General features: G+C 66.4%; 14 protein-coding genes. All 14 read left to right on the top strand.

The genetic code is table 11. The features are described from left to right. The first annotated feature begins 112 nt into the window (after positions 1–112). The 14 genes from gmk to AC13FN_RS15010 all read left to right on the top strand — a co-directional run bounded on the left by gmk (position 113) and on the right by AC13FN_RS15010 (position 17,001). Entirely contained in the window at positions 113–778 is a 666-nt protein-coding gene (gmk, locus tag AC13FN_RS15075; protein WP_049437157.1) for a guanylate kinase, read from the top strand. 110 nt (positions 779–888) lie between these two features. Further along, positions 889–1,188: a DNA-directed RNA polymerase subunit omega gene (gene rpoZ, locus AC13FN_RS15070; protein WP_005410877.1), complete on the top strand. Its 300-nt coding sequence runs from the start codon at positions 889–891 to the stop codon at positions 1,186–1,188. Between the two features lie 105 nt (positions 1,189–1,293). Continuing rightward, positions 1,294–3,456 carry a RelA/SpoT family protein gene (locus AC13FN_RS15065; RefSeq protein WP_010484045.1) on the top strand — a complete coding sequence of 721 codons (2,163 nt, stop codon included), beginning with the start codon at positions 1,294–1,296 and terminating at the stop codon, positions 3,454–3,456. A gap of 196 nt (positions 3,457–3,652) precedes the next feature. Next, complete coding sequence (locus AC13FN_RS15060; protein WP_005410875.1) at positions 3,653–4,039, top strand: RidA family protein; 387 nt, start codon at positions 3,653–3,655, stop codon at positions 4,037–4,039. Positions 4,040–4,046: 7 nt separating this feature from the next. Beyond that, positions 4,047–6,158 (top strand): ATP-dependent DNA helicase RecG, encoded by a 2,112-nt coding sequence (gene recG / locus AC13FN_RS15055; protein ID WP_217014137.1) that lies wholly within the window; start codon positions 4,047–4,049, stop codon positions 6,156–6,158. A 329-nt stretch (positions 6,159–6,487) separates the two neighbouring features. Continuing rightward, entirely contained in the window at positions 6,488–7,426 is a 939-nt protein-coding gene (locus AC13FN_RS15050; RefSeq protein ID WP_043400344.1) for a nucleoside hydrolase, read from the top strand. Between the two features lie 88 nt (positions 7,427–7,514). Beyond that, positions 7,515–7,757 (top strand): type B 50S ribosomal protein L31, encoded by a 243-nt coding sequence (locus AC13FN_RS15045; protein WP_010484049.1) that lies wholly within the window; start codon positions 7,515–7,517, stop codon positions 7,755–7,757. A gap of 296 nt (positions 7,758–8,053) precedes the next feature. Next, positions 8,054–9,331: a citrate synthase gene (locus AC13FN_RS15040; RefSeq protein WP_019338763.1), complete on the top strand. Its 1,278-nt coding sequence runs from the start codon at positions 8,054–8,056 to the stop codon at positions 9,329–9,331. Between the two features lie 291 nt (positions 9,332–9,622). Further along, positions 9,623–10,687 carry a hypothetical protein gene (locus AC13FN_RS15035; RefSeq protein ID WP_478413788.1) on the top strand — a complete coding sequence of 355 codons (1,065 nt, stop codon included), beginning with the start codon at positions 9,623–9,625 and terminating at the stop codon, positions 10,685–10,687. A gap of 480 nt (positions 10,688–11,167) precedes the next feature. Further along, on the top strand, positions 11,168–11,533 hold the full coding sequence (locus AC13FN_RS15030; protein ID WP_197646902.1) for a NirD/YgiW/YdeI family stress tolerance protein: 366 nt from the start codon (positions 11,168–11,170) through the stop codon (positions 11,531–11,533). 340 nt (positions 11,534–11,873) lie between these two features. Beyond that, positions 11,874–12,371: a CS1 type fimbrial major subunit gene (locus AC13FN_RS15025; protein WP_482984719.1), complete on the top strand. Its 498-nt coding sequence runs from the start codon at positions 11,874–11,876 to the stop codon at positions 12,369–12,371. Positions 12,372–12,425: 54 nt separating this feature from the next. Beyond that, positions 12,426–15,149 carry a TcfC E-set like domain-containing protein gene (locus AC13FN_RS15020; RefSeq protein WP_482984718.1) on the top strand — a complete coding sequence of 908 codons (2,724 nt, stop codon included), beginning with the start codon at positions 12,426–12,428 and terminating at the stop codon, positions 15,147–15,149. Continuing rightward, complete coding sequence (locus AC13FN_RS15015) at positions 15,146–16,276, top strand: CfaE/CblD family pilus tip adhesin (RefSeq protein WP_482984717.1); 1,131 nt, start codon at positions 15,146–15,148, stop codon at positions 16,274–16,276. The genes AC13FN_RS15020 and AC13FN_RS15015 overlap by 4 nt, the downstream gene beginning before the upstream one ends. Positions 16,277–16,293: 17 nt before the next feature. Beyond that, entirely contained in the window at positions 16,294–17,001 is a 708-nt protein-coding gene (locus AC13FN_RS15010; RefSeq protein ID WP_482984716.1) for a pilus assembly protein, read from the top strand. Positions 17,002–17,039 lie beyond the last annotated feature (38 nt).

Below are 17,039 nucleotides of genomic sequence, written 5' to 3'. Positions count from 1 at the left end.
GGCCTGGTTCCAGGATGTTCCGCGCAGCCCCCGCCATCCTGGCGCGATCCTCCGCGCCGGATCTGGAACACCGAGGAAAAATTTTGCGAAATCAACCCGTTGGATCCCCCGCATGAGCGCCCCGTCGAAGCCGTCGGACGCCGTTGCGCGCGGCACGCTGTACATCGTTGCCGCCCCGTCCGGCGCCGGCAAGAGCAGCATCGTCAACGCCACCCTGGCGCGCGACCCGCAGATCGCCCTGTCGATCTCCTTCACCTCGCGCGCGATGCGCCCCGGTGAAGTGAACGGCCAGCACTACCATTTCGTCTCTGCGGAGAAGTTCGAGGAAATGATCGCCGCCGGCGACTTCTTCGAGCATGCCTGGGTGCACGGCGACTGGAAGGGCACCGCCCGCCAGTCGGTGGAGCCGCAGCTGGCCGCCGGCCAGGACGTGCTGCTGGAAATCGACTGGCAGGGCGCGCAGCAGGTGCGCCAGCTGGTGCCGGGTACGGTCACCGTGTTCATCTTGCCGCCGTCCAAGCAGGCCCTGCAGGACCGCATGCGCAAGCGTGGCCAGGACAGCGAGGCGGTCATCGCCCAGCGCCTGGGCGCGGCCCGTGACGAGATGCTGCACTTCAACGAGTTCGATTACGTCATCGTCAACGAGGTGTTCGACACCGCCGTGGACGAGCTGTGCGCCATCTTCACCGCCAGCCGCCTGCGCCGGGAGGCCCAGAAGGTCCGCCACGCCGGCCTGATCCAGGCCCTGTTGACCCCTGATTCGGGCGCAACTGACTGATTCCAAAAGAATCGGGTGAGGGTTGGCTTGATTTTGTCCAGCCCCTGCCAGTACACTCCGTCCCCTTTCCCTCATTCGACTGAGCGGCCGACCGGTCGCCGGGAGCCCGTATGGCCCGCATCACCGTAGAAGATTGCCTGGAAGTCGTTAACAACCGTTTCGAACTGGTCATGATGGCTTCCAAGCGTGCCCGCCAGCTCGCCAACGGCGTGCAGGCCACGCTGGACAACAGCGAGACCGAGGACAAGCCGACCGTGCTGGCGCTGCGCGAAATCGCCGCCCGCAAGATCGACAACGCGCTCATCGACGAAGTCGAGAAGGCCGAGCGTGAGCGCGCCGAGCGCGAAGCGCTGGAGTGGGCCGCCGCCGAAGTGGTCGCCGACGAAGACATGTCCAAGAACGACGATTGATCGCATCGATCAACGTCATTGCTGGATCGCCGAACAGCCCGCCCAGTGCGGGCTGTTTCGCATTCAGGATTTGCCGTAAACGTCGCGCTGGAATAGGCTTCGGGCATGAACCCAGGCCCCACTGCCAAGGTCGCCGCAGCCCCCGCTGCCGCCGTACCCGACTACGTCCTCCAGCTTGAACGCGCCGCCCATTACCTGCCGCCGGAACAGCTGCCCCTGCTGCGCCGTGCCTGGGAAGTCGGAGCCGCCGCGCACGCTGGGCAGACGCGCAAGTCGGGCGAGCCCTATATCACCCATCCGGTGGCCGTGGCCCAGGTGCTGGCCGAGCTCGGCCTGGACGTGGAAGCGCTGATCGCCGCGATCCTGCACGACACCATCGAAGACACCCCGCTGACCCGTGAGGCGCTGGCCGCCGAGTTCGGCGAAGCCGTGGCCGAACTGGTCGACGGCGTGACCAAGCTGGACAAGCTGAAGTTCCGCGACCGCCAGGAAGCGGCCGCCGAGAGCTTCCGCAAGATGCTGCTGGCGATGTCGCGCGACCTGCGCGTGATCATGATCAAGCTGGCTGACCGCCTGCACAACATGCGCACGCTGGGCGCGCAGAGCCGCGAAGCGCGCGGCCGCATCGCCCGCGAGACGCTGGAGATCTACGCGCCCATCGCCCAGCGCCTGGGCATGAGCCTGGTCAAGAGCGAGCTGCAGAACCTGGGCTTCAAGGCGCTGTATCCGTGGCGCCACGCGATCCTGGAAAAGCACATCCGCAGCCAGCCGGTGGTACGCCGCGAAGCGCTGGCGCAGGTGGAAGTACAGCTGTCGCAGCGGCTGGCGAAGGAGGGCATCGAGCACCGCCTGGTCAGTCGCATCAAGACGCCGTGGAGCATCTACAACAAGATGCGCGACGAGAACAAATCCTTCGACCAGGTGATGGACGTGTTCGGCTTCCGCCTGGTCGTGCGCAGCGTGCCCAGCTGCTACCACGCGCTGGGTTCGGTGCATGCCACCTTCAAGCCGCTGGATGGCCGCTTCCGCGACTTCATCGCCATCCCCAAGGCCAACGGTTACCAGTCGCTGCACACGGTGCTGTTCGGGCCGTATGGCTCGCCGATCGAAGTGCAGATCCGTACCGAGGAAATGGACCTGATCGCCGAACGCGGCGTGGCCGCGCACTGGACCTACAAGTTCGGCGGCGATTCACCCAACAGCGCGCAGAGCCGTGCGCACGCCTGGATCGTCGAACTGATCGACTCGCAGCGTGCTGCTGGTTCCTCGCTGGAGTTCCTCGACAACGTCAAGGTCGACCTGTTCCCGGACGAGGTCTACCTGTTCACCCCGAAGGGCAAGATCCTGGCGCTGCCGCGCAACTCCACCGCGCTCGATTTCGCCTACGCCGTGCATACCGACGTCGGCAACATGGCCGTGGCTTCGCGCGTGGACAAGAAACTGGTGCCGCTGCGTACCAAGCTGGTGTCGGGCCAGTCGGTGGAGATCATCACCGCACGCTCGGCCACGCCGAAACCGCAGTGGCTGGAATTCGTGGTCACCAGCAAGGCGCGCACCGCCATCCGCCACCAGCTCAAGCAGCTGGAGCACGAGGACGCCGTGCAGCTGGGCCACCGCATGCTCGACCGCGCGCTGGAAGCGATGGATTCGTCGCTGGAACGGCTGCCGAAGGGGCGCCTGGATGCGTTCCTGGCCGAGCATCGTTTCCCACGCCTGGAGGCGCTGCTGGCCGAGGTCGCACTGGGCAACTGGATGCCGACCCAGGCCGCGCAGGCGCTGATGGCCTACGCCGAACTGCGTGGCGGCCCGCATTCGCGCCACCACTCGCAGGAAAAGATCCTGATCAACGGCAGCGAGCGCGGCGTGGTCACCTTCGCCGGCTGCTGCCAGCCGATTCCCGGCGACGAGATCATGGGCTACCACACCGCCGGCAAGGGCATCGTGGTGCACCGCATGGACTGCCCGAACCTGGCCGAGCTGCGCAAGTCGCCCGAGCGCTGGGTGCCGATCGGCTGGGACACCACCGTTTCCGGCGACTACGACACCTCGCTGGTGGTGGAAGTGGAGAACGGCACCGGCGTGCTGGCGCAGCTGGCCGCCGCCATCGCGCAGAGCCACTCCAACATCGAGCGCGTGGATTACCTGGACCGCGACTTCAACGCCGCCGTGCTGGCGTTCAACATCCAGGTACGCGACCGCAACCACCTGGCCGAAGTGATGCGCCGCCTGCGCCGCCTGTCGGTCGTGCAGTCGGTACGCCGCCAGTAGAGCCACGCCATGGGTGGATGCTTTCTTTAGAGCCGAGCCCATGCTCGGCTGCTCCAGCCCGAGGCAGCCGAGCATGGGCTCGGCTCTACAGACGGCGCATCACATGACCGGATTGCCGTAGATCCACGCCATGCGTGGATGCACCCCCACCCGGTACAATCACCGCTCTGTTTTCCCCCAACCCACCGGAGCGACCATGTCCCGCCAGATCATCAACACCGAAAAGGCTCCCGCCGCCATCGGCCCGTACTCGCAGGCCGTGCGCGCCGGCAACACCGTGTACTTCTCCGGCCAGATCCCGCTCGACCCGGCCACCGGCGACATCGTCGGCGCCGGTGACGTCGAAGCACAGGCCCGCCGCGCCTTCGACAACCTCAAGGCCGTGGCCGAAGCTGCTGGCGGCTCGCTGGACAAGGTCGTGCGCCTGGGCCTGTACCTGACCGACCTGGGCGAGTTCGCCAAGGTCAACGCGGTCATGCAGGACTACTTCCAGGCCCCGTACCCGGCCCGTTCCACCATCGAAGTCTCCGGCCTGCCGAAGGGCGCCAACTTCGAGGTCGACGCGGTGATGGTCATCGACTGACCGCCACGTGGCACGCAAGGCGGCGGTCACCCCGGTCCTGTCACCGTCCGGCGAAGCATCCCTGGCGATGCTCGCGGGCGTCGGTCCGGCCGTGGCCGCCAAACTGCAGGCGCGTGGCCTGGCCACCCTGCAGGATCTCTGGCTTCATCTGCCACTGCGCTATGAAGACCGCACCCGGCTGACCCGCATCGAAGACCTGCGTAACGGCGTGCCGGCGCAGGTGGAAGGGCGGGTGGTCGCGGTCGAGCGCGGCATGCGCTACCGGCCGATGCTGAAAGTGGCAGTGGAAGACGAAGGGCAGGGCACCCTGGTGCTGCGCTTCTTCCATTTCCGCCAGCAGCAGGTCGGCCAGTTCGCGGTCGGCAACCGGCTGCGCTGCTTCGGCACGCCCAAGCCGGGCCACCTCGGCCTGGAAATCGTCCATCCCAGCTACCAGGTGCTGGGCCGCAACGACGATCCCGAACTCGGCGACCGCCTCGACCCGGTGTATCCCACCGTCGAAGGCGTCGGCCCGATGACGATGCGCAAGCTGATCGGCCAGGCGCTGGACCGCCTGCCCGAGGAAAGCACGCTGGAACTGCTGCCCAGCGGCTGGCTCGATGGCCTCGGCCTGCCGTCGCTGCGCAGCGCGCTGCTGACCGTGCACCGGCCGCCGCCCGATGCCGACCTGGCCGCGCTGGCCGCCGGCACTCATCCGGCCCAGCGCCGCCTGGCGATGGAAGAGCTGCTGGCCCACCACCTCAGCCTGCGTCGCCAGCGTATCGCGCTGCAGGCGCATCATGCGCCGCCGCTGGCCGGCCCCGGCAAGCTGGCCAAGGCGCTGCTCAAGCAGCTGCCGTTCGCGCTGACCGGCGCACAGGCGCGCGTGTTCAAGCAGATCCGCGAAGACCTCGCACGGCCCAGCCCGATGCTGCGGCTGGTGCAGGGCGATGTCGGCTCCGGCAAGACCGTGGTCGCCGCACTGGCGGCGATGCTGGCGGTGGAGCAGGGCAAGCAGGTCGCATTGGCGGCACCCACCGAGCTGCTGGCCGAGCAACACCTCAACAACCTGCGCGGCTGGCTGGAACCGCTCGGCGTGCGCATTGCCTGGCTGGCCGGCAAGGTCACCGGCAAGGCGCGCGCGAAGGTGATGGAGCAGGTCGCCAGCGGCGAAGCGCAGGTGGTGGTCGGCACCCACGCGCTGATGCAGGAGGCGGTGGTGTTCCAGGATCTCGCCCTGGCCATCGTCGACGAGCAGCATCGCTTCGGCGTGCACCAGCGGCTGGCGCTGCGTGACAAGGGCGCAGGCGGCAACAGCGTGCCGCACCAGCTGGTGATGACCGCAACACCGATTCCGCGCACGCTGGCGATGTCCGAATACGCCGACCTGGATGTCTCGGCCATCGACGAACTGCCGCCGGGCCGCACGCCGGTGCAGACCGTCGCCCTCAACAACGATCGTCGCCCGGAGCTGATCGAGCGCATCGCCCTGGCCTGCCAGGAAGGGCGGCAGGTGTACTGGGTGTGCACGCTCATCGAGGAAAGCGAAGAGCTGGATGCCACGCCCGCGCAGGCCACCTACGAATCGCTGCAGGCGCTGTTGCCCGGCGTACGCGTGGGGCTGGTGCATGGCCGCCTGAAAGCCGCCGAGAAGCTGGCGACGATGGTCGCGTTCAAGGCCGGCGACATCGATCTGCTGGTGGCGACCACGGTGATTGAAGTGGGCGTGGATGTGCCGAACGCCTCGCTGATGGTGATCGAGAACGCCGAGCGCCTCGGCCTGGCCCAGCTGCACCAGCTGCGCGGCCGCGTCGGTCGTGGTTCGGCGGTATCGCGCTGCGTGCTGCTGTACCAGGCACCGCTCTCGCAGATGGCGCGTGAGCGCCTGCAGACCATGCGCGAAACCAACGATGGCTTCGTCATTGCCGAAAAGGATCTGGAACTGCGCGGCCCCGGCGAACTGCTAGGCACGCGCCAGACCGGCCTGGCCGGTTTCCGCATCGCCGACCTGGCCCGCGATGCAGGCCTGCTGCCCGGCGTGCACGACCTGGCCGAGCGTCTGCTGGACCAGCAACCCACGCTGGCCGATCGTGTGGTGCAACGCTGGATCGGCACCGCCGTGCGCTACGCCTCGGCGTAAGGATCTGACCCCATTCCCGGCAATGTGTCGACCAAGGTCGACACCCACCAACAGCCGCGGAGAACTGTCGAAGGCGGGGTGGGTCCGGTGGCGGGGGTGTCCGCGGCATGGATGCCGCGGCCAAGCCCCCATGGACGGGTCTACGGCGTCCCCCGCAACCGGATCCACCCCGCCAACCCCAGGAAACCAGCTTTTGCCGTTGCTGTTGATGTTGCCTCTGCTGTTGCCTCGGCGGGTGCAGGGCGCAGCCCTGCCGAACCCCAACACCCCGTACTTGCAACGGTCATCAACCCGGTCCACACTTCGTTGCCGATCTGAAGACGGCAACGATGACCCACAAGATCCCGCTGTTGATCGACACCGACCCCGGTGTGGACGACGCCCTGGCCCTGCTGATGGCCTTCGCCGATGAACGGCACGACGTGGTCGCCCTGACCATCGCCGCCGGCAATGTCGGCCTCGAATACACCGTCCGCAACGCCCTCAAGCTCTGCGACATCGTCGGCCGCGCCGACGTGCCGGTGTTTGCCGGCAGCCCGGATCCGCTGCTGCATCCCTCCGTCGACGCTGCCCACGTGCATGGCCGTGACGGCTACGGCGACGTGGACCTGCCGCCGCCGAGCCGCCAGGCCGAAGCCGAGCACGCCGCGCTGGCCATCCTGCGCCTGTCGCACGAGCACGCCGGCGAACTGATGCTGGTGATGCTCGGCCCGCTGACCAACCTGGCCCTGGCACTGAAGCTGGACCCGACCCTGCCACAGCGCATCAAGCGCATCGTGGTGATGGGCGGCGCGGTCACGTGCCACGGCAACATCACTCCGGCGGCCGAATTCAACATCGCCTTCGACCCGGAAGCGGCGCACGTGGTGTTCACCTCGTTCAAGCACCTGCTGGTGTCGGACTGGGAGGCTACCGTCGCCCATGGCCTGCCGCTGCAGGATGCCGAGAAGTGGCTGCAGGCCGATTCCGATCGTGCCCGCTTCTACGAGCTGATCTCGCGCAAGACCCGTGGCCTGTCCGAAGACAGCAAGGGCGGCCGCTGGTACACCGCCGATGCGGTGGCCATGGCCTGGGCGCTGAACCCGGAAGGGCAGCTGCAGGTGGAATCGCGTCCGCTGAACGTGGAACTGAACGGTACGTTCAGCCGCGGTGCCACCATCGTCGACTGGAACCGCCAGACCGGCCAGCCGGACAACTGCGATCTGCTGATGGCCTACGACCAGCAGCGTTTCGAGGCCCTGGTGCGCCAGGCCCTGGGCGCGGACTGAAGCCGATTGACCCGCACCGGTTGCCCCGAGCGGCAACCGGTGCTTATAATGCCGCTCTTGACCACCAGCCCATTTACGGTGTGAGCCCATGAAGGCCGATATCCATCCGAACTACCGCGACGTCGTCTTCCATGACGTCACCTCCGATTTCAAGATCCTGACCCGCTCGACCATGGCGACGAAGGAAACCATCAAGTGGGAAGACGGCAACGACTACCCGCTGGTGAAGGTTGAAATTTCCTCGGCTTCGCACCCGTTCTACACGGGCAAGCACAAGGTCATCGACACCTCGGGCCGTATCGACAAGTTCCAGAAGCGCTACGCGCGCTGATCTGTCGATCCAGCTTCGAACCGACGGCCGCGCTCTGCGCGGCCGTTTGTTTTTCCCCAACGCCAACCCAACGGGCGTTTGGATGGACGGAACACTGCGTTCGTGTGACAACACTTTTGCCGATCCGGGCCGCTCAACGGCCGGCGTCTGGTCGCCTGTCGTATACGACTTCTGTCTAGCGCCGGGCAAATGCTGCTGTGCGATAATGACCTGATCCCCGGCACAGGCCGAGGACGTCATTCACGTGCCTGACCAATGCGCTTGGGCAGGCGCCTTCCCATGAAGGAGCGCACACAGTGTCCGATCTTGATCAGGTCACGCTCAACGCCGGCGATAAGTCGGTCGTTCTGCCCGTCATCAAACCCACCCTTGGCAACGACTGCGTCGACATCGCGAAGCTGACCAAGGAAACGGGGTATTTCACCTACGATTCCGGCTTCACCGCGACGGCCAGCTGCAAGTCCGCCATCACCTACATCGATGGCGACAAGGGCGTGCTGCTGTACCGCGGCTACCCGATCGAACAGCTGTCGGAAAAGTCGAGCTACGTCGAAGTGGCCTACCTGCTGATCAACGGCGAGCGCCCGAGCGCCGAGCAGCTGAAGGCCTTCACCGATGAGCTGGCTGCCGAAGCCAACGTCGACGATTCGATCAACACCCTGATCGGCAGCTTCGCCAAGGATGCCCATCCGATGGCGATCCTGACCGCTGCGATCGCGCAGCTGTCGGGCATCTACCACGCCTCGCTGGACCTGTCCGACGCCGAACAGCGCCGCCAGGCCGCCGTGCGCCTGATCGCCAAGGTGCCGACCCTGTCGGCGCTGATCTACCGCCACGGCAAGGGCCTGCCGGCCAACAAGCCGGACACCTCGCTGGACTATGTCAGCCGCTTCCTGAAGCAGACCTTCGAGTCGGCTGACGGCCAGTACGATCTGAACCCGGACGTGGTCAAGGCGCTGGACCTGCTGTTCATCCTGCACGCCGACCACGAGCAGAACGCCTCGACCTCGACCGTGCGCCTGGTCGGTTCGACCGGTGCCAACCCGTACGCGTCGGTCGCCGCTGGCGTCACCGCGCTGTGGGGTCCGGCCCACGGCGGTGCCAACGAAGCCGTGCTGAAGATGCTGGAAGAGATCGGCACTGCCGACAACGTCGAGTCCGCCGTGGTCAAGGCCAAGGACAAGACCTCCGGCTTCCGCCTGATGGGCTTCGGCCACCGCGTCTACAAGAACTTCGACCCGCGCGCCAAGGTCATCGGCGAGATGACCAGCAAGGTGCTCAAGCAGCTGGGCGTGCAGGATCCGCTGCTGGACGTGGCCGTGAAGCTGGAACAGGCCGCGCTGCAGGACGAGTACTTCGTCGCCCGCAAGCTGTACCCGAACGTCGATTTCTACAGCGGCATCATCTACAAGGCGCTGCAGATCCCGACCGAGATGTTCACCGTCATGTTCGCCCTGGGCCGTACCTCCGGCTGGGTGTCGCATTGGCTGGAACAGCAGGTTGATCCGGAAATGAAGATCGGCCGTCCGCGCCAGGTCTACACCGGCAGCGACGTGCGCGACTACCAGGGCTGATCGCCCGCGTAGGTTGTGCTGAGAACGCCCCGCATCCGCGGGGCGTTTTTTTTGCGCGGACCTGGTAGGTGCGGACCGTTGGTCCGCACGATTTCGGCGCCCGCGAAAAATCATCCACGCATGGCGTGGATCTACCACCGCATCCGCCTTCGGTAGGTGCCAACCTTGGTTGGCACGCTCTTCATCGCGCCAAGACCGCGTGATTCAAGGGTCTCGCCAGCTTCACGACCGCTCGCGCAGCCTCAGGACGCCAGCTGCATCCGCAGCACTTGAAATGGAGCGTCCATCCCGATGAGTACCCGATTCGACCCACCCGAGCGCGGCCCGCTTGGTCCCGACGTCGCCACTGTCGTCACCGCCCCCATCGTCGCCCCTCCCAGCGAAAGCGCCGTTTCCTGGGGCGCGATCTTCGCAGGTGCCGCCGCTGCCGCCGCACTCTCCCTCATCCTGCTCATCCTCGGTGTCGGCCTTGGCCTCTCCTCGGTGTCGCCGTGGTCGTTCGAAGGCGTCAGCAAGGAAACCTTCGGCTGGTCCAGCATCGCCTGGCTCACCTTCACCGCACTGGCCGCATCGGGTCTGGGCGGCTATCTGGCCGGCCGCCTGCGCACCAAGTGGACGCAGATCCATGGCGATGAAACCTATTTCCGCGATACCGCGCACGGCTTCGTGTCGTGGGCCGTGGCCACGCTGCTGACTGCGGGCCTGCTGACCTCGGCCATCGGCGGCGTGCTCGGCACGGGCGCGAAGGTGGCGGGTGCCACTGCAGGCGCTGCCGCATCCACGGCCGGCGTTGCGGCCGCAGGTACCGGTAGCGCCGTCGCGGCCGCACCGGAAGGCGACCTCAACTATTGGGTGGATTCCCTGTTCCGCAATGCCACCAACGCCGGTGCTGCCGATCCCACGGCACCGCCACCGCCGGGCGCGCCGTCGGATCCGAACGCGGCTCCGCCGCCGGCACCGAATGCGGGCCCGCGCGAGGCCGGCATGGCGCCGCCGCGCCCGATGCCGGGCCGTGCACCGGCCGGCGACCGTCGCGAACTGCGCGCCGAAGTGAACCGCATCATCGTCAACAGCCTGCAGGGCGATGGCCTCGACCCGGCCGACACTCAGTACCTGTCGCAGCTCATCGCGCGCGAAACCGGCATGAGCCAGGCCGAAGCGCAGGCCCGTGTGACCGATGTGCAGACGCGCATGCGTGCCGCGCTGGAGAAAGCCAAGACCACCGCCAAGCAGGCGGCCGACGATGCCCGCAAGGCCGCAGCGTATGCCGCGCTGTGGCTGTTCATCACCCTGCTGATCGGCGCGTTCTTCGCCAGCCTCAGCGCGACCTGGGGCGGCCGCCGCCGCGACCTGTAACCCGCATTCCATGCAAGGAGACCTGCCATGAAAATGATTCTGCTCTGGCTGTTGGGCGTGCCGATTCCGCTGCTGATCCTGTACGCAATCTTCTTCTGAGATTGCATCGTTGAGTGGGATCCGTCAGGCCGCCGTAAGGCGGCCTGATGCCATCCCGCTGTGCGTGTGCATGTGTTTGCAGCGTCGAGCGATGCTCGAGTCATGCGCGCCGTGCGAACAGCAGTCGAGCATGGCTCGACTCTACAAAAGCATGGCTTGGCAGCTGAACTACGCCTCCGCGTACCGGTTGGGCGAACACCCCAGCGCACGCCGGAAGGCCGCAGAAAATGCGCTCGGAATTGATCCTGAAAGACGCGTCGGGTCCACGATGAATGGTTTCTGACATGGGATGTCGTTTTCACATCTTTTCGGAGTTATTGCATGGGCGTCACAGTCGAGGCGAAGGAAGCTGAGGGCACTTATCCCTGCATGGAGAACACCATGAACCGACGACTCACCCTTGCGCTCATCGCCACCACGTTGAGCCTGCTCAGCGCTGGGGCCTTTGCCCAGTACACCGGCCCGGGCGCCACCCATGCCGTCACCACGGTTGCCGAGGCGCGCGCCCAGCGTGACGACCAGCCGGTGGTGCTGCGGGGCACGCTGGTGGCCAGGATCGGCCACGAGCGCTACCGCTTCAAGGACGCCACCGGCGAGATCGATGTGGAAATCGACGACAAGGATCTGCCCAGCCACCAGGCCGTCAGCGCGACCACCGTGGTGGAGCTGCACGGTGAGGTGGATACGCACCGCTTCAAGCCCACCGACATTGATGTGGAGCACGTCACCGTGGTGCCCGCGCGTTGAAGGGCGTTCGCGATTTCTACACGTAGCGTCGAGCCATGCTCGACTCATGCGCACACGGTGCGCCTCAAGCGATAGTCGAGTATCACTCGACGCTACAAATGCAACGCAATGAGGTTTCTTGCATTCAAGTCGTGAGGAAATTTGCATAATCCTCAAACATTGAAAGCCCTCAAGAATTCTTCTTAACGTTCAGTTATTTAGGAATTGTTGCATGGCCTGCGTGCGGTAGGCCTACCTACCATTCTCTCGTCGCCCGTGACCACCTCCACGGGCGGCGCCTCCCTCCCTTTCTCCTTGGGGAGGGGGGCTTTCATATTCCCCCTGTCCGAGAGAGACACACATGCACGCCATTCTGAAGAAGGCCACGCTCGCTGCAGCGCTGGCCACTGTTTCGCTGTCCGCCAACGCCTTCGACGCCGACATCAAGGTCTGGGCCAATGTCGACCCGACCCTGGCCCTGCTGAAGGCCGATGGCACCGCGCTGGATTCGGTCGTCAACATGGTCCACAACCCGGTCAGTGGCCTGGTGCCGTGGTCGCAGCAGGTGCGCGTCTACTCCAACGATGAAGACAAGGACATCGAAGTGCGCGTCGGCAGCACGCCGCAGCTGCTCAACACCGATGGCAGTGGCGCCCCGGTGCCGCTGACCGTCAGCCTCAACGGCAAGGCGCTGACCGTGGCCGCGCAGGACTTCTCCGCGTCCGACCTGTTCGATGGTGCGCTGCCGGGCGCATCGATTCCGATGCCGCTGCGTATCGCGCAGACCGTCCAGGCGCCGATCGCCAAGGGCGGTACCTACGAAGGCATCGTCACCATCGCCTTGGTGCAGAAGCCCTAAGTCTGCTCCCGCGCCGGCCCGCTTGCCGGGCCGGCCGCTTCCGGTAACACCCCCATGAAAGTACCCGCACCCGCCGTCACCCGGCTGGCGGTCGCGCTCGCCCTGTCGTTGGCCACGCCCTTGGTCGCGGCGCGCGGCGTTCCCGCCGGTTTCGAGGATCTGGTCGAAGGCCAGACCGAACAACTCGAGGTCCGCCTGTTCGGTCGTTCGACCGGGCTGGTGCCGGTGCGCGTGACCCTGGAACACGTGCAGCTGGAGGCCCCGGCCGAGGTGCTGCAGGCATTGCAGCTGCCCGCCGAGGCACAGGCCGCGTTGTTGCCGGCGCTGTCGCAGCCGCTGCCGCGCAACAGCCATCTGGCCTGCCGTTACGGCGGCGCCAGCGCCGGTTGCGGTTACATCGATCCCCCCGAGGAGCCCACCGCCGTGCGCGCGCTGTATGACGAAGGCGAGGGCGCCGTGCGCCTGTTCGTCGCCCGCCAATGGATTCCCGGCGAACCGGCCGCCGAGCGCTACCACCAGGTCAGCGCCAATGCCGAAAATGCCTTCCTGCACCAGCACACGCTCAATGTCAGTGGCGGCCGCGGTTACCAGTCGCTGGCCGCGCAGGGCATGGGTGCGCTGGGCATGTTCCAGCGCGGGCACCTGTCCGCCGACTGGACCTTCAGCCAGCAGCACTACCGCGGCGGCCGCGCCAACCGCGACTTCCAGCTGGACAACGCCTATTACCGCCATGACCTGGGACAGCAGCACTACCTGCAGGCCGGGCGCATGGATCGCCGCAACCTGAGCAGCCCGCAGGGCGGCACCTTCAGCTTCAGCATGCTGCCGATGGACCGCTTCCAGGGCCTGCGCCTGGGCACCACGCAGGCCTACGTGGATTCGGCGGCCGCCGTGCAGGCCACGCCGCTCACCGTGTTGCTGGCGCGCGATGCACGCGTGGATGCGTTCGATGGTGAGCGCCTGCTGCAGACCTTCTACCTGCAGGCCGGTATCAACCAGCTCGATACGCGCCGGTTTCCGCTGGGCAACTACACCGTCACCCTGCGCATCTACGAAGACGGCGTGCTGGTGCGCAGCGAGGATGCGCCGTTCGACAAGGGCGGCGACTGGACCGACAGCAGCGTGCAGTGGTTCATGCAGGGCGGCCGCCGTAACGAGCGCCGCAGCGACCGTTTCAACGACGAGCTGGCAGCGATGGCCGGCCTGCGCGTGCCGGTGTCGCGCAACGTGGCAGTGACGGCCGGTGTCGCCGACCTCGGTGGCTTCAGCTATGGCGAACTGCGGCTGGACCTGCGCCATGTGTTCGCCACCCAGGAGATCCGCGGCACCTTCAGTGGCATGCACGGCAGCGATGGCAGCCGTGGCCAGCAGCACCAGCTGTCCTACCGTCGCCGCGCCTCGTGGAATGTGTACCACCAGCGCATGCGCGGCCGCGCCTGCCAGTTCGAGGACGACGCGCGCGACCGGCTCGGTTGTGCTGATTCGCTAAGCGCCTCGATGGCGCTGCCGGTGGCCGGCGGCAATGCCTATCTGGCCTACACCCGCCGCCAGACCTGGCGCGCAGGCACGCTGCAGCCGGGGCTGGGGGATGACCCGCTGGCCGGGCTCGACCCGCTGTTGCCGCCGTGGATTCCACAGCCCACGCGCGTGCCACAGCTCAGCCGCACCTGGCAGGCCAGCTACAGCCGCAGCCAGCGCTGGGGCGAGTTCAGTGTCTCCAGCCGCATCGGCGTGTGGCAGCAGACCAGTGGTGGCGGCCTGCGCGATGGCCGTGACCGCGGCATCTATTTCAACTTCAGCCTCAACCGCCTGCAGCGCGGCGACCACGGCAGTTCGCAGCGGCGTTACGGCCTAGATGTGCGCCAGCCGCAGCACGCGCGGCCCGACGTCAATTACAGCGCCGGTCAGACCCTGCGCCAGGAATACGAAGACCAGTACCGCGAAGTGTCTGGCGAACTGCGCGGCAACAACAACGAACGCTACAGCGCCACGCTCAGCGGGCAGCTGCAGAACCGCATCGGCCAGACCGGTGCCACGGTATCGCGCTATCAGCACCAGGGTGGCAATGAGGTGGCGTACAGCGCCACGCACAGTTCCGGGCTGGCCATCGGTACGCGTGGCCTGTACTGGGGCGCAGGCGTGGGTGCCGATGCCGGGCTGGCGGTGCAGGTGGATGGCAGCGACGACCTGGACCTGACCGGCGTTGCCGCCGAACTGCAGGTGGGTGGACTGCGCCGGCAGCGGCTGAAGCTGGGCGAACGTCGCCTGCTGCCGATTTCCGCGTACCAATCGCACCGCGCCGAAGTGCAGGACGCCAGCGCACCGGACAGCATCGCCGCCGTGCGTGTGAGCGGCGTGGGGGGCGCGCGCCCGCTGTTTCTCTCGCCCGGGCGGCTGGTGCGCATGCCGGTGCCGATTGAAGTGACCTACACCTTCATCGGCAACGCCCACGACATCGCCGGTGCACCGCTGCGCGGCGCCCGCATTCTCAACGCGCCGGTGCCCGGCACCGGCAGCAACGGAGGCTTCGTGGCCGACTTCCCACGACGCGAAAAGACCCTGTACCTGCTGCAGGACGACCGCCTGCTGCACTGCCCGCTGCAGGTGCGCGAGCGCCGCAGCGTGGTGATGCTGGTGGGCGCCGTGCAGTGCGAACCGCTGGCCGTGGCGCAGCTGCCGCCCGATATCCGCCATCAGGCACGGGTGACGCGACTGCTGCAGGAGCAGGCATTGATTGCCGCCACGCCGCAGACCGCGGCAGCGGGAGGTGAGCAGTGAACCGGCGGGTGTGGTGGGTGATGGTGGTGTTGTGCGCGCTGGTGGTGCTGGCGCCGCGGGCGATGGCGCAGCGGCCGCCGGAAACGCATCCGACGAGTGAGCATCGCGACATCGTGATGAGCTGGGATCGCTCTGCGCAACCGGGGGATATCGAGTTGTGGGCGCCGAGGACTGTGTTGGGCTATGAGCTGCCTGGGACGCTTGACTACGGGAGTCTCTATCTGACGTGCAACTCGAGCAGTGACGCCGCGACCGGAAGATGCCCGGTCAATGACACGCTGGAGAATGCGACAAACCTCAAGAGCGTTATCCCTCTTCGTTTCACCGAACAGCGAAGTGGAATGACCGAGGAGCTTGAAGTAACAGCCGATCTGCGTCGAGGTGACGCCACAGTTGACTGCAGCCTGGACTATTGGGACAGCTCGACTCGCTACATATGGTCTTCGACTTTCACGCCATGCTTCGGAAAGCCTGTAGGCACTGCTGTATCGATGGAGATACAGAGGCAGCAGCTTGAGAGATTGGTTGCAGGAAAATGGAAGGCCCAACTGACTCTCTCGCTGCACACGCCCTCTCATTCGGGCATCGCAACGTACAAGTTCGATTTCGAACTTGCCATCACCGACTACAACGCGGTCTCCATCTACTTCCCGCTCTTCGACCAGGTCACGCCACACGTCGGCCTGAACCTGCAGTACGACCCGCTTGCACAGACCGTCGGCGGCCGAACTCAACTGGATATGTGCTTGTACGACGGACTGGGCTCGCAGAGCCAGTACCTGGGCGTCACGGTGCGCGACAGCGGGCCACGCCCCCCGGGCCCCTCCGGTTACTCGGTCTGGCACACCGATGGCGGCAGTGACGCCACGCAACGCGTGGACTACACCGTCACCCTCGATCACAACGGAAGCGCCATACCCCTGCGCAACGGCGTGGAGCAGCTGCTGCATGGCATCGATACCGCAAAGCTGCGCCTGGTGCTGTTGCCCGGCATGACGCAGCCGGTGTTCTGCGTGCCCACTCCTTTGACGCTGGATACCCCCCGCGTGCCGGTCAGCAGCAAACGCCCCGGCTACTACGACGGCGATCTCAAGGTGGAACTGCGCGTTCCCACTGTCACGCCCTGATTCCCATGGAGCCCCCGATGAAGCCTCTCATTCGCTGCCTGCTTCCCCTGTCGTTGCTGATGGCGATGCCTGCCCACGCCAACCTCACCGTGCACCCCATGCGTACGTCGGTGGACGTGAAGAAGGGCGCACAGATCCGTATCTATTCGCAGTCCACCCAGCCGCAGTACGTGCAGGCCTCGATCAAGCGCATCGTCAATCCAGCCGGTGCAGAAGAACACGAGGTCGAGGTCGAGCCCGGGGAAGCGGCCATCGCCATCACCCCTGGCAAGTTCGCGCTGGCCGGTGGTGGCAATCGCCTGATCCGGGTGATTCCGCTGCAGCCGGTCGAGAAGGAAACCGCCTACCGCGTGTACTTCGAAGGCGTGCGTGGCCCTGAAGGGATCGAGCGCGCAGGCGAGGGTGAGCGTGCACAGGCCAACGTCGGCGTCAGCCTGGTCTGGGGCGCGCTGGTCAATGTGCTGCCCGCGCAGCCTGCCATGGCGCTACAGGTGGAAGGCAATCGCCTGCGCAACACCGGCACGGTGCGCGTGGGCATCACCAGCATCGCCGACTGCGATGGCGCGCGCTGCACCGCGCACGACGTGTCGCGAAGCCTGTATCCGGGCAGTGCGCTGGAACTGCCTTTCCCCGTGCAGCCGGGGCACACGCTGCAGATGCGCTACCGACTGACCCGCGATGGCTATCGCGAGCACGTACAGACCCTGGCGCCCAGCGCCGGTTGATTCCCCAGCCCCGCCAGCAGGGTTGGCGGGCTTTCACT

The sequence above is a fragment of the Stenotrophomonas sp. 115C5 genome, from assembly GCF_056861055.1.
This window is presented reverse-complemented; position numbering and strand designations above follow the sequence as displayed.